Source organism: Hymenobacter sp. B1770 (assembly GCF_049896385.1).
GTDB lineage: Bacteria > Bacteroidota > Bacteroidia > Cytophagales > Hymenobacteraceae > Hymenobacter.
On the sequence record NZ_JAFCUF010000001.1, the window covers coordinates 472417 to 499142 of the forward strand.

Consider the following 26726-nt stretch of genomic DNA (forward strand, 5'->3'; position numbering starts at 1 on the left):
CGCGCTAGAATATCCCACCCAACACCACCCCGTGTATCTTCATCATGTGGCTGCCTACATCCCGGAAGCAGTCGTAACCAATGCTCACTTCACCCGCCTCAACGGCCTTGCCAGCGAGTGGATAATCGAGCGAACCGGCATTCAGGAGCGTCGCAAAGCGGGCCCAGGCGAAAATGCCAACACCATGGCCATAGCAGCCACCCGGGCTGCATTGGCCGCTGCGCCTGCCTTTGCCCAGGGTACAGTTGACCTGGTGGTGGCCGGCACCTACACGCCGCACGACACTATTTTTACGGCGGCGCACGCCGTGCAGCGCGACCTAGGCATCAACGAAATACCCACGGTCAGCATTTCTTCGGCCTGCTCTTCGCTGCTGAACGCTGTAGAAATTGTGGAAGGCTATTTTGCCATGGGCAAAGCCACCCGGGCCGTAGTGGTGGTAAGCGAGCACAACACCGCTTACAACAATGAGGAAGACACCATGGCCGGCCACTTGTGGGGCGATGGGGCCGCTGCCCTGCTCATCTCCAAAGAGCGCATCAGTCCCGACGACCTGCACATTGCCGAAGTTATTACGGGTGGGGCCGCGCCCGTGAGCAAGGCTGACGAGGCCGTGACCCTGAAGCCAGTGGAGAAGGGCATCGTGATGCCCTTTGGCCGCGACGTGTTTCAGCAGGCCTGCATCTACATGGCCCGCGTCACGCAAACCCTGCTCGACAAGCACCACATTGCCACGTCCGCCCTCACGTACCTCATTCCGCACCAAGCCAACCTGCGCATCTCCAAAAATGTGGTGAAGCAGCTCGGCATCGACCCGGAGCGCGCCGTGAGCAACATCGAGCGCCTCGGCAATACCGGCTGCGCCGGTGCAGCCATTGGCCTAGCCGAAGTTTGGAATACCTTAAAAGGCGGCGACAGGGTAATTATCACCGTGTTCGGAGGCGGCTATTCCTACGGCGCCATGCTGCTGATGAGGGATTAACTATTAAAATAGAAGAATTTAGAAGAGCTAGATTAGGCTGTTTGCCGCTCACGTCTGCCCATTTCTAATTCTTCTTTTTTGCTTTTTGATTCCACCCCATGCTCGCCCCTGCCGAAGCCTTCTTGCCGGAAATCATTTTCCAGACCAGCCGTTCCAGCGGCCCCGGTGGGCAAAACGTCAACAAGGTAGAGTCGCGGGTAGAGCTGCGGTTTCATGTGCAGAATTCGCAAGTGCTCAGCGATACCCAAAAAGCGCTGATTCTGGAGAAGCTGAGTAACCAGCTCACCGCCGATGGTCTGTTGCTTATCACCGCTCAGGACGACCGCAGCCAGTTCCGGAACAAGGAAATTGCCCTGGCCCGCTTTCATGAACTGCTGCAAAATAGCCTGCGCCGGCCCAAGCCCCGCAAGGCCACTAAGCCCAGCAAAAGCGCCGTGCGCAAGCGCCTCGAAGGCAAGAAAATTCAGGGTGAGAAAAAGGCTAACCGCCGCCGGCTGGAATAGCAACGGCGCGGGCTAGTTCAGGTCGAGGCCAAACAGGACGCCAAACCAGGGCTTGTGCCGGTATATCCAGTAAGGGCCATCGGCCCCCATCAGCTGGTCGATGCCGGTAGCCAAGCCAATGTTAAATGCTCGGGCATCGTAAATGGCCGCCAGACCGCCGTGTAGCACCAGCCCTTCGTAGTCGGCCGAGGTGGGGCGTGGGCCGGTCACATCGGCGCTCACAAACGTCGAGCCCATGCCCACAAAAGCACCGTAGCCAATGCCCGTAGCCCGAATGTGCGGCGTGGCGCCAAATGGCGTGGCCCGCTTCGTGTGCAGGGAATAAAAGTCGAGGCGCCGGCCCACGTAGATGGCCGCGTTAAAGTTGGTGTTCAGCTGCACGGGTACTCCGCCTTGCGGCGGGCGCACTTTAAAAGGCAGCGCAAACACGTCGAGGTCGAGCCGGCGGCGCAGGAGCAGCAGCCGGTGATTGGGCTGCATGGTATAGCGGTAGGTGGCAATGGGTGCCCCCGGAGCCGGGTTGGGCGTGAGTAGCAGGGTGTCGGCGTGTTGCTGCACGTAGAGCTGCTGATTGGGGATGGTCCCCGCCAACGAGTCCCGGGTGGAGCGCCGCACTACCCGGTAGTAGCCATCGTCGAGCTGCGTTATATTGCCCACCACCGCGCAGCTGCCTAACAGGAGCATGCTGCCCACTGCCAGCCACAAAGCAAGACACTGCGTTGCCCGCCAATCCCAGGAATGCCGTGCGTGAGGGGTCATAGAGGAAGCGACTAGAGCAGGGTGCCGCGCAGAAACAGGAGCGCAAAAGCGAAGTAAATGATTACGCCCGTCACGTCGACCAGCGTGGCCACGAAGGGCGCCGACGAAGTAGCCGGGTCGGCCCCGAGGCGCTTGAGCAAGAGCGGCAGCATTGAGCCGCACAGCGAACCCCACAGCACAATACCCACCAGCGACGAGCCTACTGTGAAGCCGATGCGCCAGTAGTATTCCCCGTACTCGCCCGGAAACAGCTGCGACCACAGCAGAATGCGCATCAAGCCTACGAAGCCGAGGATGGCGCCCAGCATCAGGCCCGTGGCCAGCTCGCGGCGCATCACCCGCCACCACTCGCCCAAACTCAGCTCGCCCAGGCTCATGGCCCGGATGATGAGGGAGGTAGCCTGGGAGCCGGCGTTGCCGCCCGCGCTGATGATGAGCGGGATAAACAGCATTAGCACCACGGCTTTGGCAATTTCGTCCTCGAAATACCCCATGGCCGTGGCCGTAAACATCTCTCCAATCAGCAGAATAACCAGCCAGCCAGCCCGCTTCTGCACCATGCGCAGCATGGGCGTGGCGAGGTATGGCTCGTCGAGGGCTTCGGAGCCGCCCAGCTTCTGCATGTCTTCGGTGTCTTCCTGCTCGCGAATGCTCAGGATGTCATCGATGGTCACAATGCCCAGCAGAATGCCTTGGTCGCTGACCACGGGCAGGGCGTTGCGGTCGTTGCGGCGAAACACGTCGATGGCCTCTTCCTGGTCCTGGTCGGCCATAAGCTGCACAAAGCGGCGGTCCATCAGGTCGCGCACCCGGGCCGTGGGCGCGGCCAGCAGAAACTCCCGAATGCGGATGTCGTCCATCAGCACGCCTTGCGCATCGGTCACGTACAGCATGCTCAGCGTTTCCGACTGACCGCCGTGCTGGCGAATGTAGTCGAGCACCTGTTGCACCGTCCAGTTCTCGCGAATGGCAATGTAGTCGGGCGTCATGAGGCGTCCCACCGATTCTTCGGGGTAGCCCAGCAGCTGCAAGGTCACCTTGCGCTCTTCCTCCGAGAGGCTCTGCACCAACTCTGCAACGAAGTTGGCCGGTAGGAATTCCAGCAGGGTGGTGCGGTCATCCGGCGACATCTCGTTGAGAATGTCGGCCATCTTATCCTGGGCCAGGTTATCGAGGAAGTGGCGCTGTATCTCCAGGTCGAGGTACTCGAACACTTCGGTGGCCAGCTTCAGCGGCAGCAGCCGAAAAATGATGAGCTGCTCCCGTTCTTCTTCTTCTTCAATAAGCGCAACCAGTTCCGACGGCTGAAACTCGCGAAGCACCTGCTTCAACTTGAAAAATTCGCCCTCCTGAATCAGGGACGTGATGGTTTCCACGGTCTGCGGCTGCATGAAAAGAGGGGGCGGAGATGCTTCGCTAGGCAAGCGGGCTGGTGAAAGGAAAGACCGACTGTACAAAAGTAGGGCTAAAGCGTAGCTTCAGGCCAAAAAATACCGTTAGGCAAGGGGATAAAGCCCTGCTAGGGCAAAATGCTACCCTGCCGCTGCTCCCAAATCTGCGCCAATGCCTGTTGATTCTACTTCCCTTGACGCGCCCCGCGGCACCCTGGTCTTGCTCGGTGGCGGCGACGACGACCCCATGCTGACCCTGCTGGCCAGCATGGGGTCTGGTCCTTCCGCCACCATAGAGGTGCTCACCACGGCCACCCGGCGCCAGCCCGCGCGCACTGCTGCCGCCTACGCCCACACTTTGCACCAGCTGGGTTGTCCTCACGTGCGCCACCTGCAGGTCGATGAGAACCATCCGGCCGATGACCCGGCCACACTCATGCGCCTGCGCCGGGCCACGCTCGTATTCATGAGCGGCGGCGACCAAGAGCGCCTCACCGATTTTCTGCTCAACACTGAATTCTTGGCCATTCTCAAAGCCAAATACCAGCAGGAGCCGAACTTCATCGTGGCGGGAACCAGCGCCGGTGCTTCGGCCATAGCAGAATGCATGCTGGTCTACGGGCATGGTTGGCGCAGCCTGAAAAAGGGCAACATCGATGTAAAACCCGGCTTAAATCTGCTGCCGGGCGTGCTGCTCGACCAGCACTTCGCCGAGCGCGGGCGCTACCCACGCCTTATGCACGCCGCCCTGGCCCAGCCCGATTTGCTGGGCATTGGGCTGAGCGAGGAAACAGGAGTCATCGTGCGTGCGGGGCAGCCCATGGAGGTTTTTGGCGATGAAGTCGTCGTCGTTGTTGATGCGGCCCAGCTCACGCACAATAACCTGCCCGGCTTGGCCGAAGGTCAGATTATCAGTGCCCATGGTCTCCAGGTTCACTTGCTGGTAGCCGGCCAGCAGCTCGACCTCGCTACGCGGCAAGTAATGAAGTAAGCCTAACAGGAAGTAAGAGGCTGTGCGCGTCAGCCCACATGTTCTTTCACCCGCGCCTTCCCCGGTTCCTTATTCCAACGGGCACCAAACCGGCCTACCTTTGCGTTGATGCCGCGAAATCATTCCGTGTTCTTCATGCGTATTTCTCGTTTGTGGCTCAGGCCGCTACGTTTCCTGGGCCTGGCGTTGGTGCTGGGCACGCTGCTTCCATGGGCATGCACGCGCAAGGCCATTTCCTTTAACAGTAACCCCGAGCAGCCCACTATGGCCGTTCTCGGGGCCGACACGCTCACCCGAACCGCCGATTCTCTCAACGGCAAGCCCTTAAGCACCGCCCGCAAAGTCGTTATCACCAAGGAGCAAGAGCGCGCTGCCAAAGAAGCCGAGAAGGAAGCCCAACGCAAACCCAAGAAGAAAAAGAAGGTCTTTCTTGGGGAGAAAATCAAACGCGGCTTTGCCAAGTCGGGACCCAAGGGTCGCAACCAGATTATTGAGGTTTTCTACTTCCTCAAGTACCCGATGCCGCTCAACGCCTACGCGCCGGCGCATTACTACTACGACGTCAAGAAACGCAAAATTCTGAAGCTGGCCGCCATTGAGGAAGATATCTCCAACCTCAAAATCCTGCACGGCCCCTATAAGAAGCTCCAAAACAACAAGGTCATTGAAACCGGCTATTACGCCCTGGGTACCCGGCATCTGCGCTGGGAGCGGTTCGATAGAAACGGTGTCCTGCTGACCAAGGTGCACTACGAAATGGGCTTCCCGCGCGACGCCAACGTGAGCTACTACGGCGAAGACCGTAGCCTCATCAACGAAGTGGTGCCTTACGTGAACGGCAAGCTGGAAGGCGATTACGCCAAGTTCCTCATCAATGGCCAGCCCGACTGGCGCGGCCAGTTCGAAAACGGCCGCCGCGTGGGCGTCTGGACCAAGTATTGGGGCTTTCGCGGCCGCCGCCACTACGAGTACCAGTACGGCGAGTCGGGCTACGACCCGGAAGTAACCGAGCCTGAGTTAATTCGGGAGTACAACCGCAACTTTGTGCTCATCTACGACAAGGAGAAGAACATCGACAAGCGCGGCCAGCCCGAAGTTGAGGACAGACCTGCCCAGCGCAAGGCAGCACCCCGCGCCGCCCCCAAAGCGGCCACAAAGCGCAAGTAGGGGAGGGGGACTTGCGACACCTCAATAAAACGCATCTTCGAAGTGCTCGATGCGAAAGCCTTGGGCAAGCAAGGTGAGCGCCACAATGTCGAAGCGGATGTCGCCGCGCCAATCCAGTTCCTCTTGCAGGTGGGTGGCCGCGAGCCGGAACAACTCCTTCTTCCGGGCCGATACAAATGTCTCAGGCGGCCCGTACTGAGCCGAAGAGCGGGTCTTGACTTCCACAAAAACCAGCAACTCACGGCCGCGCCGTAGCACCAGGTCTATTTCGGCGCGGCCCTGGCGGTAGCTACGCGCCAATACCTCGTAGCCTAGGGCCATGTAGTGCTCGGCGGTCGCAACTTCGCCGGCTCGGCCTAATTCGTGGGGTGCGTGTGCCATGAGATAGAAATCCGGATAAGTAGGAGCAGAGCGCAGAGCCAGAGGAGGTGAGTGCGGCTGCAAGCTACCCCGCCGCCCGCACAACTTTCCGGGGCTCCACAGCGCCAGCGCCAACGAAGAAGCAGCGCATCAAAGAGAAGGCATCGGCTAAAGCTTACGGCGCTTAGTACCTTTGCGTCCCGTTTCATCAATCCACGCTTATGGCCTCTTCTGTAGAACAGTTCGCGCCCCAACTGCTCGACGCCATCCCTTCCGACGACGCCGGCTCTGTGCTTAACCGTGCCTTGCACGTTCAGCGGTTGGGGTTAGTGGATTATGTGCCCACGTGGCAGCTACAGGAAGCTCTGATGGAGGCCACACTCGCCATAAAGTCGCAAAACCGCCAGGCCGAAACCAGCGGGGCAGCGCTGGCCCCCACCCCCAATCACCTGCTGCTCTGCGAGCATCCGCACACTTACACGCTGGGCAAAAGCGGCAAGCCCGAACACCTGCTGCTCGACGATGCCGCCCTAGCCGCCCACCAAGCCAGCTTCCACCGCATCAACCGCGGGGGCGACATCACTTACCACGGCCCCGGCCAGCTGGTGGGCTACCCCATCCTCGACCTCGACAACTTCCGAACCGATATCCACTGGTACCTGCGCGTGCTCGAGGAAGCCGTTATTCGGACGCTGGCCGAATACGGGCTGCAAGCCGGGCGCATTGCTGGCCTCACCGGCGTGTGGCTCGACTGGGAAGCTGGTGCGCCCAACCCACGCAAAATATGTGCCCTCGGCGTGAAGTGCAGCCGCTGGGTTACCCTCCACGGCTTCGCCCTCAATGTCAATCCTGACCTCAGCTACTTCGGCCACATCGTGCCTTGTGGCATCCCCGACAAGGCCGTCACTTCCTTGGCACAAGAGTTGGGGCAGGCTGTGTCGGTGCCCGAGGTTCAGGAGCGCCTGCTGCCTCACCTCTTTGAACTACTGGACGCTCAGAACCCCGCCATTTCACCGAATGCACCCAGCCTGGCAACATAAGCCTGATAAGAAAACCGTGCAATCAGTTTTATCCGACTAAATCCGTGCTTTTGTGAAACAAGACATCGTTTTTGACCCTGTAGAAGGCGTTTCCGTAGCCGTAATTCCCGACGACGGGGCTCGTACGCCCGAGGGTCAGTCCATCTGGCAGGTGTATCTGCTCAACCATAATTCCTTCCCGCTGCAGAACGTCATCATCAACGCCAATGGCTACGGCCAGCGGGAGGATGGCGAAAAGGTGCGCACCTCCACCTTGCGCTACTTATTTGAGGAAGTGCCGGCCCACGCCGCCGTGCCCGTCGAGCCCATCGATTCGTCTTTGTTTCACCTCAACAATCAATACTGGGTGAGTTACTACCGAGGACCCCAGATTTTCGACAAAAGATTCATTTTCGTGCCCGACTCCATTATGCCCGAGAACTTCACGCACATTGCCCTTCTTGATAAAGTTGGGGTATTGCACAGCTAAGTAGCCGCCGTTGCCCCGGGGGCGGGCTGTGTCTCCATCTACGGTTTTTTACGCCCTTCTGCTCCAACTATTATCTATGAATAACTACGATATTCCCTTAAGCTTGTCCTGGATGTGGGCCTTTCTCGTGTCCTTGTTCGCGGTTCCGTCCATTATCTACATTGCCCACCTCAAGAACATGCTCGATACTCCCAATGGGCGTACCGTGCACCAGTCGCTCACTCCCCGCTTGGGCGGCGTAGCGGTGTTCGCCGGCTTCATGTCGGCCCTCACCATCTTCGCGCCCCTCGATAACGGCGCCAAGGAGCTGCTGGCTGGCTGCATCATCCTGTTCTTTGTTGGACTCAAGGATGACTTAGTCGGCATGTCGGTGTCAAAAAAATTCGTAGGTCAGCTACTGGCTACCGGCATTGTCATGATAATGGCCGATGTTCGCATCACCAGCTTTCAGGGCATCCTCGGCATTCACACTTTGCCCGTTGGCATCAGCTACGCCTTCACCCTGGGCGTTATCGTGGGCATCACCAACGCCATCAACCTCATCGACGGTCTGGATGGCTTGGCGGGCACCATTGTTCTGATTGTCAGTGGTACATTTGGCTATTACTTCTACGCCTATGGCGGCTCGTCTTATGGCAACTACTCCTTTGTAGCGGTCTGCCTCATTGGAGGCCTGCTCGGGTTTTTGCGGTATAACTTCCATCGGGCTCCCATTTTTATGGGCGACACGGGCTCGCTGGTGTGCGGGTTCATCGTGTCGGTGATGGCCATTCAATTCATTGAGATGGGGCTCCGGGTGGGTGCGCCTTTCGGTTCGTCGGCACCGTCGGTGGCGGTAGGCATTTTGTTTGTGCCGTTGTTCGACACATTGCGGGTGTTTTCCCTGCGCATGCTGGCCGGCCGCTCGCCTTTCGCCCCCGACAAAAACCACATCCATCACCGCATTCTGGCCATGGGCTTTCAGCAAATCAGCACGGTGCTGCTACTGGGCTTGCTCAATATTATCGTCATTCTCTTCGTTATTCGGTTTGCGGACCTCGGCAACACGGTGCTTATCGTGGCGCTGGCTGTCTTCTCCGCATTGTTGAGCGTTTTCTTTGGCGTATACCAAAGTCGTATTTCCCGCCGTCAGCTTCTGACGGTCGAAAAAGCAAACTTGTCGTAGCTGCCATGGCACTTGGGGGCTCTTTGCGTAGTTCGTGGTTGCTCACTTGCAGCCTACTGCTGGCAATGATGGCCATGGGGCATTGCGCCTGGAGCAGCGAGTACCGCCAATTGCCGCCCGCTTCGCCCACAGCTCTTTCCGCCGACTGGCTCATACACGACGTCGCCCGCAATCGCCTCATCTTCTACCTGCCCGGCTACCACCAACCCGCCCATGTTTACTACCAATGGGTGCAAATAGAGCGCAACCAGCCTTTCCCGTTGTCCTTCGCTGCTCAGCCTGGCCTGAGCCTGTTTCTGGATAATCAACTCATTTTCACCGCCCGAACCGCCACCACCTACTCCCTCGATATCGCCCAACTGATGCCGGCTCAGCTAGAGGCCGGCCGCCACTTGCTGGCGGTGTGGCAGCCCGACGGCTCGCCGGCTCTGGCTTCCTTTTCCGGAGTTGCTACCATTGGCACGGTCGGCGGCCAGCCCGAGGTGCGCGTTGGGCGCGCCCAGCCCCGGCTTCCGGGGCCACAGGGGCAAAACGTTTATCTGAGCTTTTTGCTGGTGCTCGGCTTGTCCTACGGGGCCATACGCTCCACGTACCAGCCTGGCCTGGCCCGCATCTTTCAAATTGAGGAACTGTTTGGCAACGGCGGCGACCAGCAGGCCTTTTTGGCCAAGCCGGCTTTTTCCTTGCTTAACCTGTTGCTGGTAATCCTTTTTGCTTTGTCGTTTGGCTTGCTCCTCACCGCCATTCACACCGACCTGCAAAATCTGCCTCTACTGCGCCGCTTCTTCAATGTGCCCGAAACTGCCATCGTGGCCCGCGTTCTGCTCTATACTGCCATCATCACCACCTTCGTATTTGGCAAGTATCTGTACGTTGGCATCATGGCTTACATCTTTGGCCTACAAGGCCTTGTCAACGTTCAGTACCGCGAGTTTTTGCGAACCACTCTATTAGCCGGCTTGTTTCTCCCGCTGGTGCTGCTGCTCTACCTTAGCCTCAACAGTAGCTATCCTAGCACCGTGGCCTGGGCGGCCAGTGGAGCCATTGGTATTGTTTTAATTGGTACTGTTCTGCGAGTTGCCCGCACGCTGCATCATCATGCTTCACTGCTAAATCTACATTTGTTTGCCTACCTTTGTGCTACCGAAGTTCTGCCTCTGTTGGTATTGCTTAAACTTATTGTTTTTACTTACTAATTGGCGTTGCTCGCTACCCTGTTCGTATTAGCACATTTCTCCTTTCCTTATTGTCCTAGCATTACCCTTTCTTCTCCTGTATGGCCGAAAGTGCAGATAAGCCGGGCACAGGCCGGCATGCCAAGCGCATCACTAGTATCCTGGTTACCCAGCCCAAGCCCACCAACGACGTATCCCCCTACTTCGCCATTGCCGACAAATACGGCATCCAGGTCGACTTTCGGGAATTCATTGAGGTACAGCCCGTATCCTACAAGGATTTTAGGCGCGACAAAATAAACATTCTGGACTTTACGGCGGTGATTTTCACTAGCCGTAATGCTGTCGACCATTTCTTCAGGATTTGCCAGGAAGCCAAGTTGGAGATGCCCGCAGAAATGAAGTATTTCTGTATCTCCGAGCAAACGGCTAACTACCTCCAGAAATACATTGTGCTGCGCAAGCGCAAGCTCTTTGTCGGTGAGCGCACCGCTGCAGACTTGTTCGATGTCATCAAAAAGCACAAAGGTGAGAAGTTCTTGTACCCATGCTCCGACATCCGAAAGGATGACCTCCCGGTGTTTATGCGGGCCAACAACCTGAAATTCTCCGAGGCAGTTATCTACCGCACCGTAGCCAGCGACTTGTCTGACCTTTCGGATGTGAAGTACGATTGCATTGCGTTTTTTAGCCCCTCCGGCATTAGCTCGCTGTTTATCAACTTTCCCGACTTCGTGCAGGACGGGACCCGCATCGCGGCCTTTGGTCCCACCACTGCCAAGGCAGTCGTAGACGCAGGGCTAATTCTTGACATTGAGGCCCCTCACCCTAACGCGCCGTCCATGACGGGCGCCATTGAGGCTTACATTCGGCGTCACTCGCTCACAGATGTAGGCAAAACAAGTTCGAAAAACGCTAATCCCAGCGTCTAGAGAGTATAACAGACTGAGAACCGGCGCAACCTTCCCGTGCGCCGGTTTTTTTGTGCAAATTTTTTGGCGACTGTTTTTGGCTTACATTTGGAAGGTATTAACGCCCTGGCACCCACCCCCTCCCGCGCCGGGCGTTTTCCTTCTTCCAATTCTGCCACCCCGCCTCATGAAAGTAACGATTCTTGCGACTTTGCTTCTTGCTGTTGCGGCGGGTTCTGCGGCGGCTCAGCAGCAGCCTCAGTTTACCCATTATGGGCTCAACGGCATGCATCTGAACCCGGCGTATGCAGGCATCAAAGGTCAGGGAGAAGCACTGTTGATTGGGCGTTATCAGTACTATAACTACGGCACGTATGGCGATGCCAATGGCTCGCCCCGCACGGGCTTGATGACCGTTTCTTTACCCATCCTTGCTGTTAGCGGTGGAGTTGGCCTCTCGGTCTATTACGACCAAGCGGGCATGTCGAAGATGACCAACGCGGCCCTGTCTTACTCGCAGCACGTCAAGCTGGGGTCTGGTAAGCTTGGCATTGGCATTCAAGGCCTCTATACCTACCTGGGCAAGGGCACCTACATTGCCATCGACCCCGAAGACATCAACGTGCCCAAGAATGCTTCCGACAACAAGTTCGATGTCGGTGCAGGTTTATGGTACGAAGCACCGAAATTCTATACAGGCATCAGCCTCAACAACCTTCTGCGCTCGGAATATTCATTTAAAAGCGGGGGTACAGAAGGGACTCCTAGCCGGTACTTGGCCGAAAATCATGCGTATTTTACAGCTGGCTATAATATAGATGCTACTTCTTCCGTTGTTGTGACGCCAATGGTCTTGATGAAGGCGGTGTTGCCAGGAAAGTATTCCAGTAGCACCAAATTTGTTAATCCAAAGAACTACTCTTTTGAAGGAGGCGTTCGTGCTACTATCGATGACAAATATTGGGCGGGAGTCAATTACCGCCACGAGGAATCTGTTTCAGGCCTCCTTGGCCTAAGCTTTGCAAAGGATAATGCCATGCGTCTGGGCTATGCCTTCGACTTTATTGCTTTCAATCAGGAAGCCCGGGCTTTCAGCTCGCACGAAATTATGCTCTCTTACCGCCTGCCCAAGCCAGGTCTTATTACCCGTCCAGCAATTCGCACGCCCCGCTATAGCTTCTAATTCTCCTATTTTCTAATCTTGCCTATTGGGCACCATTTTTATTTAAAGTTAGGATAAATTTTAGGCGGCCTCATGGCCGATAAACGGGTTAATCAAGCTATTTGGGCCATTCGGCGTGTTTACCCCTGATTTGGCCGGGCGCAAACAAAATCAAGTATTGCACAGCATCCTAAAAAAGTGTAGATTTGCCAGCCCATCCAAATGTACTTTAACGGTATTGGCAATTAAAACAGAATTTTAAACTCTCATGAACAAGCTTCTAGCAGTATCCCTTTTCGCTATCTCCGGAGCATTATTGGGTGGGTGTGGTTTCGGAAAAGGACCTCAGGGTGAACTGGTTGGTTCTGATGACCGTCCTATATTCAACCCCCAAGAGGTTCCCTTCGGCATGGTGCCCTGTCCCGGTGGTACTTTTCATATGGGCCAGACCGACCAGGATATCTCCGCATCTATGGTAAATATGAATAAGCAGGTGACTATCGCCGGCTTTTATATGGACGAGACGGAAATCACTAACAACGAGTACCGTCAGTTCATGGATGCCATCAAGCAGGATTCGCTTGATGTATTGGGCGAAGAATATGTGATGACGGAGCTCTACCCCGACACTACGGTTTGGGTGCGTGATTTTACCTATCACATGGGTGACCCGCTGTTAGAATATTACTATACACACCCTGCCTTTGACGATTATCCGGTTGTAGGTGTCGATTGGTTTGCTGCTAAATATTTCTGCAACTGGCGCACCAAGTTCCGGAACGCAGCACGGGAAGAGAGTGGTTTTGCCAACGACCCCAACTTCCGTCTTCCTTCCGAAGCTGAGTGGGAATACGCCGCTCGCGGTGGACGCGACTTGGCTACCTATCCCTGGGGCGGTCCTTACCTGCGCAATAGCAAGGGTTGCATGCTGGCCAACTTCAAGCCCGGCCGCGGCGATTATGCTTCTGACGGGTTTGCTTACACAGCGGAAGTAGGTTCTTTCTTTCCTAACGATTTCGGCCTTTACGATATGGCCGGCAACGTGTCGGAGTGGTGTGATGATGCTTATATGGAGGCTTCGGTGCCAGTTGTATGGGACCTGAACCCAACCAACCCGGACGATAACGAACCCCGGAAAGTGGTTCGTGGCGGCTCTTGGAAGGACATTGCGTATTTCCTCGAAACCGGCACCCGCAACTATGAATATCAGGACTCCGCTCGTTCGTACATCGGCTTCCGTTGCTCGATGATTCAGATTGGCATGGGTTCCAACAGTTCGCTAAACTAGGTTATATCAATTCAAACGGCTGACGCCACTATCTAATTAACACCCTCCCTTCATCACCTTCTTCAACCCCCTTTCAAAGTTAAATTCTCATGGCAGCTAAAGGAAGTTTTCTCTACGATACGTTGATGCCCAAAGTTTATGGCCTCGGCGCAGCAGTTGTAATTATTGGTGCTCTATTCAAAATTCAGCACTGGGAAGGTGCCGACATTATGCTAATCGTAGGTCTGGGCACCGAAGCCCTCATCTTTGCTCTAAGCGCTTTCCAGCCCCAGGCTAAGGAGCACGACTGGTCGCTCGTTTATCCCGAATTGAGCGAAGGATACGACCCCTCTACAGGTAATTCGAGCTTCTCGACCGATAACTCAGCTAAAGGCCTGACCATGAAGCTGGACGATATGTTGAAGAATGCTAACGTAACCCCCGAAGCCCTCACCAACCTAGGCCAGGGCCTGAACCGCCTCAGCACCACCACGTCGCAGTTGTCGCAGCTGGGCGAGGCTACAAACGTGACTGACGAATACACCAAGAAGGTGCGCACAGCCGCTGATTCACTCGATAAAATCAACGTTGCTTATGGCAATACGGTAGAAGCCATTTCGGCCATGTCGAATGCTACTTCCGATGCTAAGGAGTATCACATGCAGGTTCAGAATGTAACCAAAAACTTGGGCGCACTGAATGCAGTGTACGAAATGGAACTGCAGGATGCCAACACGCACCTCAAGTCCATGAACCAGTTCTACGGCACCCTCAGCAAGGCCATGGACAACATGACTCAGGCTGGCAAAGACACCGAGCAGTTCCAGAAGCAGGTATCTGACCTGACGAGCAACCTGACCTCGCTCAACCGTGTCTACGGCAACATGCTGAACGCTATGCGCGCCCCTATCCAAGCCTAATTATTAGGCAGAATTAAGTTCTTCATCCCATATTAGAGGAAACAGATAATGGCAGGCGGAAAAGAAACCCCGCGGCAGAAGATGATTGGCATGATGTACCTCGTGCTAACCGCTCTTCTGGCGCTCCAAGTGAACTCAGCGATTCTGCTGAAGTTCAAATTCATCGACGACAGCTTGCTGAGCGTCAATGATAAGACATCGGTAGCTGCCGATGGTACCGTAAAGGGTATACAGGCTGCTGTGACGAAAAACCAGAATACGGCTCGTGATAAAGCTGTGTTGGCCCAAAGCGAGGAAATTCGCCAGAAGACCAAAGAAATGGTTGCCTATCTACGTGGCATTCGTGAGCAGCTGTATAAGGCTACGGATAATACCCCCACCGAGTTCAAAAATATGAGCGGTGAAGACAAGGTGGCTATCACCATGCTCGGCGGTAAAAAGAACGGCATTGCTTACACTTCGCTGCAGCCAAAATTGAACGAGTACGCTCAATACATGAAGCAGTTCGTTCCTGATGCTGCTCCCTTGGCACTTGACGCTAAAGAGGACCCCCGCGTAACGGATAAGACCCAGCGCACTAAGAACTTCGCCGAGCTTAACTTCGAAAACACTCCGGTAGTAGCTGCTTTGGCAACTATCTCGCAGAAAGAAACCGAGATTCTTGAATTGGAAGCTGAAGCCTTGCAAAAACAGGCAGAAAAAGTAGGTGCGAAGACAATTGTGTTTGACAAAATTGGCGCTTTTGCCAGTGCTGAGTCTAACACTGTAGCTGCTGGTACCAAGTACAAGGCGGAGTTGTTCTTGACTGCTTCCGCTTCGAGCATTAGCCCAAAGATGACTTTGAATGGCAGCCCTCTGCCAGTAAGCCCCGATGGCAAAGGCAAGGTAGAGTTTACGGCTCGCCCTGGTTCCTTCGACGCTTCTGGCAATGCCAAAGCCTCGTGGACAGGTACCATCCGCTTCAACCAGAACGGCCGTGACACCACTTTTACGGTGAAGGTGCCTTACACCATTACCAAGCCTGTGATGCAGATTCAGTCGGCTTCGGTGCAGGCTCTGTACTTTAAGTGCGGCAACAAGCTGAGCGTTTCAGTTCCAGCCTTGGGTGCTCAGTACAAGCCAAGCTTCTCAGCTTCGGGTGCTTCGGTTCTGCCTGGCAGCAAAGTAGGCGATGTAACGCTCGTGCCGAACTCTAGAGAAGTGACCCTGAACGTAAGCAGCGATGGCAATGCCATTGGCTCGCAGACCTTCCAGGTACGTCCCATCCCCAAGCCCACAATTGAGTGCTTCGTAGGTGGCCGTCCGGTGAACGAGAAGCAGGGCACTCCTGGTACTGCTGTACGCAACATGACCCTGCGTGCTATTCCTGACGCTGGTTTCGCAACCTTCCTGCCCGATGACGCAAAGTACCGTGTTTCGAGCTACGAGGTTACGCTGGTGCGTGGCCGTCGCCCCGCCATACAGCCCCGGACCGTTAGTGGGCCATCGGCCGACCTCAGCGATATTGTGAATGCTTACCGCGAAGGCGACCGTATCTACATCGAGGTGAAAGGCGTGCAGCGCCTCAACTTCCAAGGCAATGTTGAGGAGGTGAATATCTCCAAGCAATTCAACGTTCCGCTGTTGTAATATTTTCGGCCTTGGCCACGTTAGCGAACTATCTTAAAGTAAATCTGCTTTTGCCCGATATGAAATCCATCCACACCTTGGCCGCTATTGCGGCGGGCTTGTCGCTCTCGCTGACGGCTTCGGCTCAGGAGCAAGCCACTACGGCGAGCAGCACGGGCTCGCACCGGCCGATTCCTCCTTCCGACCAGATGTTTCGCAAGAGCATTTGGCGCCAGGTGGACCTGCGCGAAAAGCAGAACAAGCCGATGTTCTCTGAAGGCAAGGAAATCAGCCGTATCATCCTCGAGGCAGTGAAGCGCGGTGAGTTGCAAGCCTACAAGAACGATTCGCTGACTTCGACCTACACTGGGCAGGAAGTAACTGGCAATGCGTCGTATGCCGACGAAGGATTTAAGCTGAGCGACGAGGAAAAGGCCGCTGGCTTCAGCGAGAAGGACCTGAATGGCGGTGGCGACGATGGCTGGGGTGCTCCCGCGCCAAAGAAAGGCAGCACTGCCGCTAAGACGGTTCGTCAGCCCAAGCTGGGTGCCAATGGCAAGCCGTTGAAGGATAAAAGAGGTAAGGTGATTATGGAGACCGTGGCCGTTGCGCCCCCGCCTCCACCCCCGCCCGCTGCCAACCTTTACCGCTACAAGGACTTGTATGAGATGGAAATAAAGGAGGATATGATTTTCGACAAGAAACGGTCGAGAATGTATCACGACATCAAATCCATTACCTTGCTCGTGCCCTCGACGCTTCCATCGAATACTTCAGGTATCGAAAAGCCAATTGGAACGTTCAAATACAGCGACTTGGTGAAGGTATTCCGCGCCAATCCCGAGAATGCCATCTGGTTCAACCCTGAGAATGACGCTCAGCATAAAAACCTGGCTGATGCTTTCGAACTGTGGTTGTTCAACTCTTATATCACGAAAGTGTCAAATGCGGGCGATAGCCGTCTGGATGACATCTACGGTGGTGCCCAGCAAGGCATCTTGGCTGCTCAGCAGACCGCTGCCGACCTGATTGAGTACGAGTACAACCTGTGGAGCTTCTAGTATCACGCGTTCAGCGTGATTACCCTGAGTTCTTGATTATTTAAAAAAAGGCCCTTGCATCACTGCAAGGACCTTTTTTTGTCGTGCTTATAGTTGCTTTATGCGGTGGGTTAGCCGGGAAGCTGTCGGGCTGGCATGGGGTGAGCGGGAGCGTCGTGCTCGGCGAAGTAGTTCTGGAGCACCTTGGCTTTGGCTTTGCCGACTTCGGCAATAAGTTCGGCTTCCGAAAGCTCGCGGATTTTTTTGACGGATTTAAACTTATTCAGGAGCTTGTCGGCGGTCACCGGGCCCAGGCCTTTCACGTCGGTAAGCTCGGTTTTGAGGGTGGCAGCGTCGCGGCGGGAGCGGTGGAAGGTGATGCCGAAACGGTGCACTTCGTCGCGCATGCGCTGGAAGAGGCGGAGTGATTCGCTCTTTTTATCGATATAGAGTGGAAGGGGGTCGTTGGGAACGTAGATTTCCTCTAGGCGCTTGGCGATGCCGATGACGGGAATCTGACCCCAGAGGTTGAGGTCTTTCAAGGCCTTGACGGCCATGCTGAGCTGGCCCTTGCCGCCGTCCACGATGACGAGCTGAGGTAGGCTAGCGCCTTCGTCAACAAGGCGGCGGTAACGTCGAGATACAACTTCGTACATCGAGTCGAAGTCGTTGGGGCCAATAACGGTTTTTATGTGGTAGTGGCGGTAGTCTTTCTTACTGGGCTTGGCATTACGAAAGCACACCATGGCTGCCACCGGATTATCGCCTTGGAAGTTGGAGTTGTCGAAGCATTCGATGTGCTTGGGAAGCTCAGTGAGGCGCAGGTCCTTCTTGATGGTTTCCATGATGCGCACTTCGTTGAGGTCCTTGCTGCGGTCGTTCATGCTTTCCTTTTCCTTGCGGGCGTAGAGCACGTTTTTAAGGGCAAGCTCCAGCAGCTTGCGCTTGTCGCCGATTTGCGGCACGGACAAGGCAACGCCCGGCAGCGGAAGCTGCACGGCTACGTTGGTGAGGATTTCACGCGACTCGCTTTCAAACTCCTGCCGCATCTGCATAACGAGGGGAGCTAGAATTTCCGCATCTTCTTCGTCCAGTTTCTTCTGCACCTCCAGCGACTGCGTGAGAATAATGGAGCCGTTCATGACCTTGAGGTAGGTGATAAAGGCCGATTTCTCGTTACTGGCGATGGCGAACACATCAATATTTGTGAGTGTGGCCGAGACAATGGTGCTCTTTACCTGGAAGGCTTCAATCTTATCGAGCTTGACCTTAAACTGATGGGCCAGTTCATACTGCATGTTCTGCGCGGCGGCCGTCATTTGGTCGCGGAAGTACTGCTTGGGCACGCGCAGGTCGCCGTTGAGGATGTTGCGAATCTGCTGAATGTAACCGTTGTACTGGGCCTCGTCTTCTTTGTCTTCGCAAGGGCCTTTGCAGTTGCCGAGGTGATACTCCAGGCAAACCTTGAATTTGCCAGCGGCCACGTTTTGCGGGCTCAGATTGAAGTTGCAGGTGCGCAGCGGGTAGAGGGCCCGGATGAGCTCCAGTAGTACGTTGAGGGCCGTGCCATTGGCGTATGGGCCGTAGTAGCGCGAGCCGTCGTTAATCTTGTTGCGGGTGGGAATAAGACGCGGAAAACGCTCGTTGGTGAGGCAGAGGTACGGATAGGTCTTGCCGTCTTTCAGCAGGATGTTGTACTTGGGCTGGTGCTGCTTGATGAGGTTGTTCTCGAGCAGAAAGGCATCAGACTCCGAATCCACGATGGTGAATTCGATGCGTTTGATGTTTTTGACCAGCTGTTGGGTTTTCTTGTTGTGGTCCTGCTTGGTGAAATAGCTGCTGACTCGCTTGCGCAGGTCGATGGCTTTGCCCACATAAATGATGCCTTCGTCGTCGAAATACTTGTAGACACCCGGCTTGTGAGGCAGGGCACTTATTTGGGCTTGCAGGTGCTCGTTGGCTGCCATGAATCGCAGGTTTATGCTGATATACTGTAGTTACGCTGATTCAAACAGCATGTTTGAATTGAGAAGCGCCGACATGAGGGAGAAGCGCTGCGAAGTCAGCGCCAGTCGGGTTCTAACAAAAAATGACCAGCAAAAGTCGCTGGTCATTTTCAATCTGTGTTGGGCAAGTAAAGGTTTGCCTGAGCCAGCGGCGAAGATTTGACTAAATGTCTTCGCGGCTGAGGTCAACCGGGTCGCGGCGGTCCATCTTCTGAGCGGCGGGAATGGTATCACGCTGGCCACCGTAGTAGCGAGAACAATCAATTTCGATGCTGAGCGGGGCTGCAGGTTTAGGGAAAGGACCGGTGTTGATGCCAATGCTTTTGTCCTTATACACCTTCTGCATGAAAAGGCCATAAAGAGGCAGCGCTAGGCGAGCACCCTGCCCGTAGGTACCGCTGCGGAAGTGAATGCTGCGGTCTTCGCCGCCCACCCACATGCCGCACACCAGGTCGGGCGTAATGCCCATAAACCAGGCATCGGAATAGTTAGAAGTAGTGCCGGTTTTGGCCCCAATTTCATTGGGGAACTTGAAGCCGGTGTGCAGGATGGTGCTGGTGCCGCCGGGCTCGGTGGTGCTAGCTTGCAGCATGTTGGTCATGATGTAGGCTGTTTCTTCGCTGAGCACTTCTTTGGCTCTGGGCACAAACTCCCGCAGCACGTTGCCGTTTTTGTCTTCGATGCGGGTCACCATCATGGGCTCGGTCCAGTACCCCTTGTTGACGAAGGTGGCATAAGCGCCACACAGCTCGTAGATATTGCAGTCGGAAGAGCCAAACCCAACGGCTGGAACTGCCTCAATGGGCGAGTTGATGCCCAGCCGTTTGGCGTAAGACACAACGGTTTCGGGCGTGAGCTTCATCACCAGCCACGCCGTGATGGAGTTCATGGAGCGAGCCAAGGCTTGGCGCAAGGTGAACACCCGGCCCGAGAAGTTGCCGTCGAAGTTGCGGGGGGTGTAGGGCGCGCGCCCGGCTACGGCGGGGAAAGTCGTGGCCACGTCGGGTCGCGGGTAGCAGGGGGAATAGCCCTGGTCGATGGCGGCCGCATACACAATGGGCTTAAAGGTGGAGCCCGGTTGGCGCTTGCCTTGGCGCACGTGGTCGAATTTGAAAAACTTATAGTTGGAGCCGCCCACCCAGGCTTTAATCTGGCCATTGAGCGGGTTCATGGCCATGAATCCGGCTCGCAGGAAACGCTTGTAATAAGCCAGCGAATCGAGCGGCGACATGAGCATTTCTTTCTCGCCCTCCCACGTAAACACGGGCATCTTGTATTTCTTGTTCAGGTAATAATTCACCGAGTCGCGGTTGCCCTCGTGCAAATTCATCAATGACTTGTAGCGCTGGGTGCGGCGCATGGAGATATTGAGAAAATTGGGGATGACTTTGCCGTTTTCGTCGCGCCAGGGAAGCTGGCCCTTCCAGTGCTGGGTGAACCACTTCTGCTGCAGGGCCAAGTGTTCGGCTACCGATTTCTCGGCGTACACCTGCATGCGCGAGTCGATGGTGGTATAGATCTTCAGGCCGTCGGAGTACAGGTCGTGGTCGGTTTCCCGGGCCCAGGCCAAGAGGGATTTGGCCACTTCGGCCCGGAAATACGGCGCCAGCCCCTTGCTGGGATTCTCGACGGAATACTTCAGGACAATGGGCTTGGCAGTATCGGCCATCAGCTGGGCCGTGGTGATGTAGTTGGACTTGGCCATTTGGCGCAATACCCAATTGCGCCGCTTCTTCGAGCGGTTGGGGTGGGTGACGGGGCTGAATCGGCCCGGCGCGTTCACGATGCCTACCAACGTAGCCGCTTCAGCGTTGGTCAGGTCCTTTGGCTTTTTATTAAAAAACGTTTTGGCCGCGGTGTTGATGCCAAACGAGTTAGAGCCATACTCCACAGTATTGAGGTACATGCGCAAAATTTCGCGCTTGGTGTAGTTGCGCTCCAGGCGGATGGCCAGAATCCACTCCTTGGTTTTGGTGATGAGCAAGCCCAGCTTGCCGTTGCCGTTCAGGGTCCCGTCGTTGAGGTCGGCCCGGGTACGAAACAGCACCTTGGCTACCTGCTGCGTGAGCGTAGAGCCACCACCGTTGCGGTTGAAGGTGGCCACACCCGCCACGGCCCGGAATACGCTCTTCATGTCGATACCGGAGTGTTGTTCGAAGCGCACGTCTTCGGTGGCAATCAGGGCATCAATCAGGTTTTGCGGTAGGTCTTTGAACTCAACCGGCGTGCGGTTTTCGCGGAAATATTTGCCAAGCAGAACCCCATCGGCAGAGTAGATTTCAGAAGCCAGCTCGGAGCGCGGATTTTCCAGCGTTTTCAGGTTGGGCATGCGCCCGAACAGCTCCAGGAAGTTGCCACTCACAGCCAGCACAAACAGTACTAGGCCCAGCACGCCGGCGCCAAATAGCAGCCACATTGTGCGCGCAAAGGCCGTGAAGCGCCCTTTAGGCGCTGGTTTCAAGGGCGTCGGCTTGGGGCGTCGGGCGGGAGTGGGAGTAGGCATAGATGACAAAAACGGAATTATTTTGTAAAAATAAAGCCTCCGGCGCGGGACGGAGGCTTGGGATACTATTTTTTCGGCCGTTGGCTGACGGCTCATACTATTGAGCGAGCGATTACCCAGCGTTATCCGATAGGCAGCAACTCAAACATGCCGACAGTAGCCCTATTTATACACGCGCTGATAGAAGCTCAAATACCCGGCCAAGTCGCCCGAAGCCTGCAGCAACGCCAGGTTCTCCATGCTAATGACCAAGGCCTGGTAGCCAGCGCCCCGCAGCCGTGCAAGCGGCGATTGAGGACCTCGCAGCTTGGTAGCGTAGCTCTGCGCTACTTTGGCACCGGGGAGGGTACGTACCACCACTAAGTCCTGGTCGGAACCCAAAGAAGACGTTTCTACCTGCAGGTTATTGGCCCGGAAAAACCGATTGTTGTAAGTGCCCAGTTGAGTGACCATGTCTGGCGCCGCCGGCGCGGTCTTCGGAAACACCATTACTACTGCGTGCGCACCGCTTAGCTGAGTGGTGTAGGCCGTGGCCGGGGAAGTAGGAGCAGCCGGGGCTATCGCTGGAGCGTTGGTGATAGGAGCGGGGGGCGTGTCGCCAGCAGGCGCGACGGGAGGCACAGCCACCGGAGGAGGGATAGCCGAGGCAGTGGTGGAAGCTGCCTTTTCCGGGGCAGCCCTGCTCGGGAGCGCAGGAGGGGCTTTTGAGACGGGCTTCTTCAGGGGCACCATGTCTGGCGAAGCGGCAGGAGCTAGTGCTTCGGAGGGAGATGCTGGCGCTGCCGTAAGCCCGGTCGAGGGTTCAACGGCCCCTGCAGCAGAGACAATAGCATTCAGGGCCTTGGCGGGTGTTTGGTCTTCGCGGTACTGAATGCGCATGCGGTTGTCGACTTCGCCGGGCCGAAAAATTGATACCACAGGCTTCTGAGTAGAAGCTAGGGCGCCCGCTATTTGTCCGGAGCCTTGCTTGCGGTAAGTCTCGGCCAGGGCCTGCGCCTGAGGTACTAGTGGGCTGTCGGGGTAGTCCTTATAGAATTTTTCGACCGCCGACCGAGCGGCGAGGGGCGGCTGGGTGCGGATAACCAACAGCGTCTTCAGGTAGGCCACGCGGTCGGCCAGGTCACTCTTGGGATATTGCTTTTCGGTGCGCGCCAGCACGGCCCTCGCCTTGGTGAACTCCTGCTTCTTGTAGTGGGTGAAGGCAGAGTCGACCCGACTGGCTACGGCGTTGTGCAGGGCCAGCTGGTGCTCCCGGTAAAGAGGGTCGGCAATTAGCTTGGCATAGATGGAAGTAGGAAACTCGCGTTGTAATGCAGCAGCGTACTGAGCCATCTTGGCAGCGTCGGGCAAGTCTTTGTAGTACAAATAAAGCAAGTAGTAGGCGTCGGGCGCGTGCTCCCCGCGAGGGTAGCGCGCCACTTGCTTCTCGTAAGTCTCAAAGCCTTTCTCACGCTCTTTCAGCTGCTCTTTATAAATGCCAGCCAGCTCGTACAAGGCAGCTTCCACTTGGGTATCCGAAACCTTGAGCAACTCCGGCGTAAGGGGCAAGGTGCTGCGGTATTGAGCCACTAAAGCTTGCTTTGCCACCTGGGGGTCGGCAGCAGACGCTACTGCGGCTGAATCTGCTCGGCGGGCATTTAGCTCATTCAAATTGCGGCTGGAGCGCGCCACGGGCAGGCCAGCAGTAGCCGGAGTATTGGGTGAGTTGCTGGCTTGGCTGCTGATGCGCCAATTATCCTGCAGCTGACGGTCGCCCCACTTGCGGATGAAGTCAGCACGCGCTGTACCCAGCGTGGCCGGATTATCAAAGTACCACTGCGCGCCAGCAGCTGTGGCAGTGGGGTCAAACGTAGATAAATCGTTTCCTGGCAGATTATTGCCTGGGAGGCCACTTGAACCACTGCTGGTGGTGCGGGAGGCTAGTTCGGTGGCGCGTTCACCGGCTTTCTGTAGTGCGGCCAACCGGGCTTCCTCTTTCTCTCTAACGGCGATTTCGGCGTCGGCGTAGAGATTTAACTGCTGGTCGAGCGCTTCGGGGCTCAGGCGCGCCAGCGCCTGCAGGCTATCCTGCGTTTCAACGATGGTATACTGTTTGGCAAACTCCGTGAGGATGTCGCTGCGCTCCTTGATGGCCGCGTAGGTTTTGGCTTCCTTGGACAGGTTCTGCACCGTACTGTCGTAGTAGGCGGCCGCGAGGCGGTACTTCTGCAGTTCCTCGTAGTAGATGCGCCCTGCCAGCAAGTAAGTGTAGCTCTTCTGTAGGTTGTTGGTGGTCGTGGCCTTGATGGATTCCCGTAGCAGCTTCAGCGCCTCAGGGTAGTTCTTCTCGCGGTAGTTCAGCCGCGCCATCTCATAGTAAATCTTGTCGCGATAGTCCTTGTTCTTGGGGTCTTTCAGCAGGTTGGCGAAAGTCTTATTCAGACGCAGCCGGTCTTTGGGAGTTAACTCCGATACCTGGCTCAGCATCAGCTTCGACTGAAAGTCGAGCTCATAAGGCGGGTTGCGCGCCAGAATCTGGTCGAGCTGCTCGTAAGCTTTCTTATTCTCGCCAGCGTCCTGGTACAGCTGCGCCAGCACGTAGCGCGTGCGCGACCGTTCATTTTTCCGCTCAATCAGTGGAATGGCGCGCTCCAGCTGTGGGATAGCCTTTTCAGGCTGCTCGGTACGGATGTAGTAGTCGGCGCGGGTCAGGAACAGCTGCCGGGCATCTTCCGGCCGGCCGGCCTCTTTGTCCAGCAAATCAGAGACCGCCTTGGCGCTTTCAAATTCTCCCTGAGACACAAACGTGCGCATCAGCCCAATCAGCGCTTCGTGCTTGGCGTTGGCGTCCTTGCTCGTTGAGTTGACGTACTTAAAGGTGAGGGCCGCGTCATCGAACTGCATCTGATAAAACCGCGCCCAGCCCACCAGAATGTAAGCGTCGTCAGTCCAATCAGAGCCCGGCCGGTGCTGAATCGGCATCGAAGCCTTCTTAATAATATCGTTCAAGTCGGCCCGGTTGGCTCGCACGGTGCCACTGTCCAGGGTCGGAAACAGTGGCAGGGTCTGGTTATAGTCGTTGATGCGGCTGGCATAGAGCTTTTCCTCGGTTTCGTGCAGCTTCTCGCGGGCCAGGAAATAAGCATTGTCCCGCGCCGCCACGTTGTTGAACGCATGCGCCACCAGGTTTTTATCGGATGCGCAGCCCGCCGCGCCCAACCCCAGAAGAAAAAGGAGGAGGGCCGGCCAGCGGTATATCAGCAGGTGTTGTGTCAAAGCCAAAGGGAAGGATAAAGGCAACCGATTGCCCCCGCAACGTAGCAGGCAACCCGAATTGTTCGTTCGAGCGTATGAAGCGCCGGTTAGCTAACGAAGGCGGAGGGGTAAAATTACGTTTTTCCCCGACCAAACTCCGCTTCGCTCTCGTCGTAACTTTGCGCGGCTGACGTACCCTTCCTTTAAACCATGTCCACTCCGCCTGTTTCTGAGCCCGACGGCAAGCCTGTGGGCTCCAGCCGCGTTCGCTCATTCGCCAAGTACACAGGCATAGCGTTTCAGATGCTGGCCATCATCGGCTTCTTCACCTGGCTCGGCATGTGGCTCGACGAGCGGTACCAGTCCAAGAACCCTTGGTTCACGGTGGGGCTCATGCTGGTGGGCGTCTTTCTGGCCATGTTCCAGATTATTCGCAGCCTGACTAAAGGGACATGATGAGGAATCACTCGTTGCCTTTCAGAAGGCCTTATGCTCGCTTATGATTCGATTTCTGCGCCAGTTTCTCTTGTTTGCCAGCGTGCTAGGCCTGCTGATAATCGGCTTGCACTACGCCTACGGAGCGGCTGTTATACATCCACGCACGGGCTTGCTATTCGGCTTTATGGCGGCGCTAACGGTCCTTATCTATAGCCTGACGGCGCGCCTCGTGGCAGTGTCGCCCACTAACCTGGGCATTGGATACCTCATCGGTATGACCGTCCGCATGCTGTCATCGCTAGCCCTCGTGACGGTGCATCTGGCCCGGGGCGGCGCCAAGGAAGGGCACGGCGTCTGGACCTTCCTAGGCGCCTTCTTCGTCCTGTACTTTTCGTGGGCTGGGTTTGAAATCTGGGCTACTTTGAGTAACTTGCGGCCGATTTCGAAAAAGCAAGTGGCGCAACCATAGCGCTTTAGCCCGAAATCTTCCATTAATCTCCTTTTAATGAAGCGTTTACTCTCGATTCTTCTTTGCTTCGTATCTCTGTCCGTTTTTGCCAACGAACCTGCCGCTGAGGCTTCCAAAGGGGAAGGCTTCAATCCTGGCGAAATGATTTTGGAGCACATTGGCGATTCTCACGAATGGCACCTGGCAACCCTCGGTGAAGGCGAACACGCCAAACACATCAGTCTGCCGCTCCCCATCATTGCCTACCAGCCCAACAAGGGCCTAAGCATGTTCTCGGGTAGCCAGCTGGCCCACGGCCACAGCCACAATGGCCTGAAGCTGGAAGAGGACAAGCTGGTAGCCGAAGACGGTAGCAAGGTTTACGACTTTTCCATTACCAAAAACACCGCTTCGCTGCTGTTCAGCGCCGCACTGATGCTGATTGTGTTCACCGCCGTAGCCCGTGGCTATAAGAAGAACCACGGCCGTGCCCCCAGCGGCTTGCAGTCGTTTTTCGAGCCGGTTATCATCTTCATCCGCGACGAAATTGCCAAGAAGAACATCGGCCCCAAGTACGAGCGCTACATGCCGTACCTGCTCACGGCCTTCTTCTTTATCTGGTTCAACAACCTGCTGGGCCTGATGCCCGGCGCAGCTAACCTGAGCGGCAACATCGCTGTGACCCTGGTGTTGGCTGTAATGACTTTGGTTATCACGCTGGCTTCTAGCAATAAGAACTACTGGGCTCACATCTTCGCTACGCCCGGCGTGCCGAAGCCGCTGCTGCCCATCATGATTGTGGTAGAGTTCCTGGGCATCTTCACCAAGCCCTTCTCCCTGATGATTCGTCTGTTTGCCAACATCACGGCCGGACACATCGTAGTACTAAGCTTTATCAGCTTGGTGTTCATCTTCAAGTCGTGGGCTGTAGCGCCGGTTACGCTGGCTTTCGGCTTGTTCATCAACATTCTGGAACTGCTGGTGGCCATTCTGCAGGCCTTCATCTTCACGCTGCTTACCGCCATGTACATCGGCGGCGCAGTAGAAGAACACCACGACGCTGACCATCAGATTGGCGGTGGCGACGGCGCTGACCAGGCCCACGTTCCTGCCCACGCTCACTAATAACAAGACTTTTTAGGCAGGCTTCGTGCCTGACCTGCCGGCTGCTTTAGTCAGACCGCAGC

At 56.1% G+C, this 26726-nt stretch carries 23 protein-coding genes; 17 read left to right on the forward strand and 6 right to left on the reverse strand.

The features are described 5' to 3' along the window. Positions 1 to 31 precede the first annotated feature (31 nt). Both ACP7AJ_RS01905 and arfB read left to right on the forward strand, forming a co-directional pair. The gene (locus ACP7AJ_RS01905; RefSeq protein WP_426058490.1) at positions 32 to 982 is read left to right on the forward strand and encodes a 3-oxoacyl-ACP synthase III family protein; all 951 of its coding nucleotides are present in this window, start codon (positions 32 to 34) and stop codon (positions 980 to 982) included. 98 nt (positions 983 to 1080) lie between these two features. Next, positions 1081 to 1485, forward strand: coding sequence for an alternative ribosome rescue aminoacyl-tRNA hydrolase ArfB (gene arfB / locus ACP7AJ_RS01910; RefSeq protein WP_426058491.1), 405 nt, complete (start codon positions 1081 to 1083; stop codon positions 1483 to 1485). 12 nt (positions 1486 to 1497) lie between these two features. Here arfB and ACP7AJ_RS01915 read toward each other — a convergent pair whose 3' ends face one another. Further along, positions 1498 to 2244 carry a hypothetical protein gene (locus ACP7AJ_RS01915; RefSeq protein WP_426058492.1) on the reverse strand — a complete coding sequence of 249 codons (747 nt, stop codon included), beginning with the start codon at positions 2242 to 2244 and terminating at the stop codon, positions 1498 to 1500. Positions 2245 to 2255: 11 nt separating this feature from the next. Beyond that, the gene (gene mgtE / locus ACP7AJ_RS01920) at positions 2256 to 3635 is read right to left on the reverse strand and encodes a magnesium transporter (protein WP_426058493.1); all 1380 of its coding nucleotides are present in this window, start codon (positions 3633 to 3635) and stop codon (positions 2256 to 2258) included. A gap of 172 nt (positions 3636 to 3807) precedes the next feature. On the opposite strand from mgtE, the gene ACP7AJ_RS01925 reads away from it, so the two are divergent. Both ACP7AJ_RS01925 and ACP7AJ_RS01930 read left to right on the forward strand, forming a co-directional pair. Beyond that, positions 3808 to 4626 (forward strand): cyanophycinase, encoded by an 819-nt coding sequence (locus ACP7AJ_RS01925; protein ID WP_426058494.1) that lies wholly within the window; start codon positions 3808 to 3810, stop codon positions 4624 to 4626. Positions 4627 to 4761: 135 nt separating this feature from the next. Then, a complete protein-coding gene (locus ACP7AJ_RS01930) occupies positions 4762 to 5793 on the forward strand; it encodes a toxin-antitoxin system YwqK family antitoxin (RefSeq protein ID WP_426058495.1) in 1032 nt (343 codons plus the stop codon). A 21-nt stretch (positions 5794 to 5814) separates the two neighbouring features. Here the strand turns inward: ACP7AJ_RS01930 and ACP7AJ_RS01935 are convergent, their stop codons facing one another. Then, complete coding sequence (locus ACP7AJ_RS01935; protein ID WP_426058496.1) at positions 5815 to 6174, reverse strand: YraN family protein; 360 nt, start codon at positions 6172 to 6174, stop codon at positions 5815 to 5817. A 200-nt stretch (positions 6175 to 6374) separates the two neighbouring features. Between ACP7AJ_RS01935 and lipB the strand changes: the two genes are divergently transcribed. The 10 genes from lipB to gldN all read left to right on the forward strand — a co-directional run bounded on the left by lipB (position 6375) and on the right by gldN (position 16931). After that, on the forward strand, positions 6375 to 7193 hold the full coding sequence (gene lipB / locus ACP7AJ_RS01940; protein WP_426058497.1) for a lipoyl(octanoyl) transferase LipB: 819 nt from the start codon (positions 6375 to 6377) through the stop codon (positions 7191 to 7193). 52 nt (positions 7194 to 7245) lie between these two features. Continuing rightward, on the forward strand, positions 7246 to 7662 hold the full coding sequence (locus tag ACP7AJ_RS01945; protein ID WP_426058498.1) for a hypothetical protein: 417 nt from the start codon (positions 7246 to 7248) through the stop codon (positions 7660 to 7662). Positions 7663 to 7738: 76 nt separating this feature from the next. Next, a complete protein-coding gene (locus tag ACP7AJ_RS01950) occupies positions 7739 to 8827 on the forward strand; it encodes an MraY family glycosyltransferase (protein WP_426058499.1) in 1089 nt (362 codons plus the stop codon). Between the two features lie 65 nt (positions 8828 to 8892). Beyond that, complete coding sequence (locus tag ACP7AJ_RS01955) at positions 8893 to 10023, forward strand: DUF4271 domain-containing protein (RefSeq protein WP_426058500.1); 1131 nt, start codon at positions 8893 to 8895, stop codon at positions 10021 to 10023. A gap of 80 nt (positions 10024 to 10103) precedes the next feature. Continuing rightward, a complete protein-coding gene (locus ACP7AJ_RS01960; RefSeq protein ID WP_426058501.1) occupies positions 10104 to 10934 on the forward strand; it encodes a uroporphyrinogen-III synthase in 831 nt (276 codons plus the stop codon). 166 nt (positions 10935 to 11100) lie between these two features. After that, positions 11101 to 12096, forward strand: coding sequence for a PorP/SprF family type IX secretion system membrane protein (locus tag ACP7AJ_RS01965; RefSeq protein ID WP_426058502.1), 996 nt, complete (start codon positions 11101 to 11103; stop codon positions 12094 to 12096). Positions 12097 to 12343: 247 nt separating this feature from the next. After that, the gene (locus ACP7AJ_RS01970) at positions 12344 to 13363 is read left to right on the forward strand and encodes an SUMF1/EgtB/PvdO family nonheme iron enzyme (protein WP_426058503.1); all 1020 of its coding nucleotides are present in this window, start codon (positions 12344 to 12346) and stop codon (positions 13361 to 13363) included. A 125-nt stretch (positions 13364 to 13488) separates the two neighbouring features. Beyond that, entirely contained in the window at positions 13489 to 14262 is a 774-nt protein-coding gene (gene gldL / locus ACP7AJ_RS01975; protein ID WP_426058504.1) for a gliding motility protein GldL, read from the forward strand. A 48-nt stretch (positions 14263 to 14310) separates the two neighbouring features. Beyond that, positions 14311 to 15891, forward strand: a complete 1581-nt coding sequence (gldM, locus tag ACP7AJ_RS01980; protein WP_426058505.1) for a gliding motility protein GldM — start codon at positions 14311 to 14313, stop codon at positions 15889 to 15891. 59 nt (positions 15892 to 15950) lie between these two features. Then, the gene (gene gldN / locus ACP7AJ_RS01985; protein ID WP_426058506.1) at positions 15951 to 16931 is read left to right on the forward strand and encodes a gliding motility protein GldN; all 981 of its coding nucleotides are present in this window, start codon (positions 15951 to 15953) and stop codon (positions 16929 to 16931) included. A 110-nt stretch (positions 16932 to 17041) separates the two neighbouring features. Here the strand turns inward: gldN and uvrC are convergent, their stop codons facing one another. The 3 genes from uvrC to ACP7AJ_RS02000 all read right to left on the reverse strand — a co-directional run bounded on the left by uvrC (position 17042) and on the right by ACP7AJ_RS02000 (position 24674). Next, positions 17042 to 18877, reverse strand: coding sequence for an excinuclease ABC subunit UvrC (gene uvrC / locus ACP7AJ_RS01990; RefSeq protein WP_426058507.1), 1836 nt, complete (start codon positions 18875 to 18877; stop codon positions 17042 to 17044). Positions 18878 to 19079: 202 nt separating this feature from the next. Further along, entirely contained in the window at positions 19080 to 21419 is a 2340-nt protein-coding gene (locus ACP7AJ_RS01995; RefSeq protein WP_426058508.1) for a penicillin-binding protein 1A, read from the reverse strand. Positions 21420 to 21581: 162 nt separating this feature from the next. Next, a complete protein-coding gene (locus tag ACP7AJ_RS02000; RefSeq protein WP_426058509.1) occupies positions 21582 to 24674 on the reverse strand; it encodes a hypothetical protein in 3093 nt (1030 codons plus the stop codon). A 189-nt stretch (positions 24675 to 24863) separates the two neighbouring features. On the opposite strand from ACP7AJ_RS02000, the gene ACP7AJ_RS02005 reads away from it, so the two are divergent. From ACP7AJ_RS02005 to atpB, 3 genes are read left to right on the forward strand one after another with little or no spacing between them, the layout of a single operon-like run. Next, a complete protein-coding gene (locus ACP7AJ_RS02005) occupies positions 24864 to 25109 on the forward strand; it encodes an AtpZ/AtpI family protein (protein WP_426058510.1) in 246 nt (81 codons plus the stop codon). A 43-nt stretch (positions 25110 to 25152) separates the two neighbouring features. After that, on the forward strand, positions 25153 to 25560 hold the full coding sequence (locus ACP7AJ_RS02010) for a hypothetical protein (protein WP_426058511.1): 408 nt from the start codon (positions 25153 to 25155) through the stop codon (positions 25558 to 25560). A 36-nt stretch (positions 25561 to 25596) separates the two neighbouring features. After that, the gene (gene atpB / locus ACP7AJ_RS02015) at positions 25597 to 26664 is read left to right on the forward strand and encodes a F0F1 ATP synthase subunit A (protein WP_426058512.1); all 1068 of its coding nucleotides are present in this window, start codon (positions 25597 to 25599) and stop codon (positions 26662 to 26664) included. The last annotated feature ends 62 nt before the right edge of the window (positions 26665 to 26726 follow it).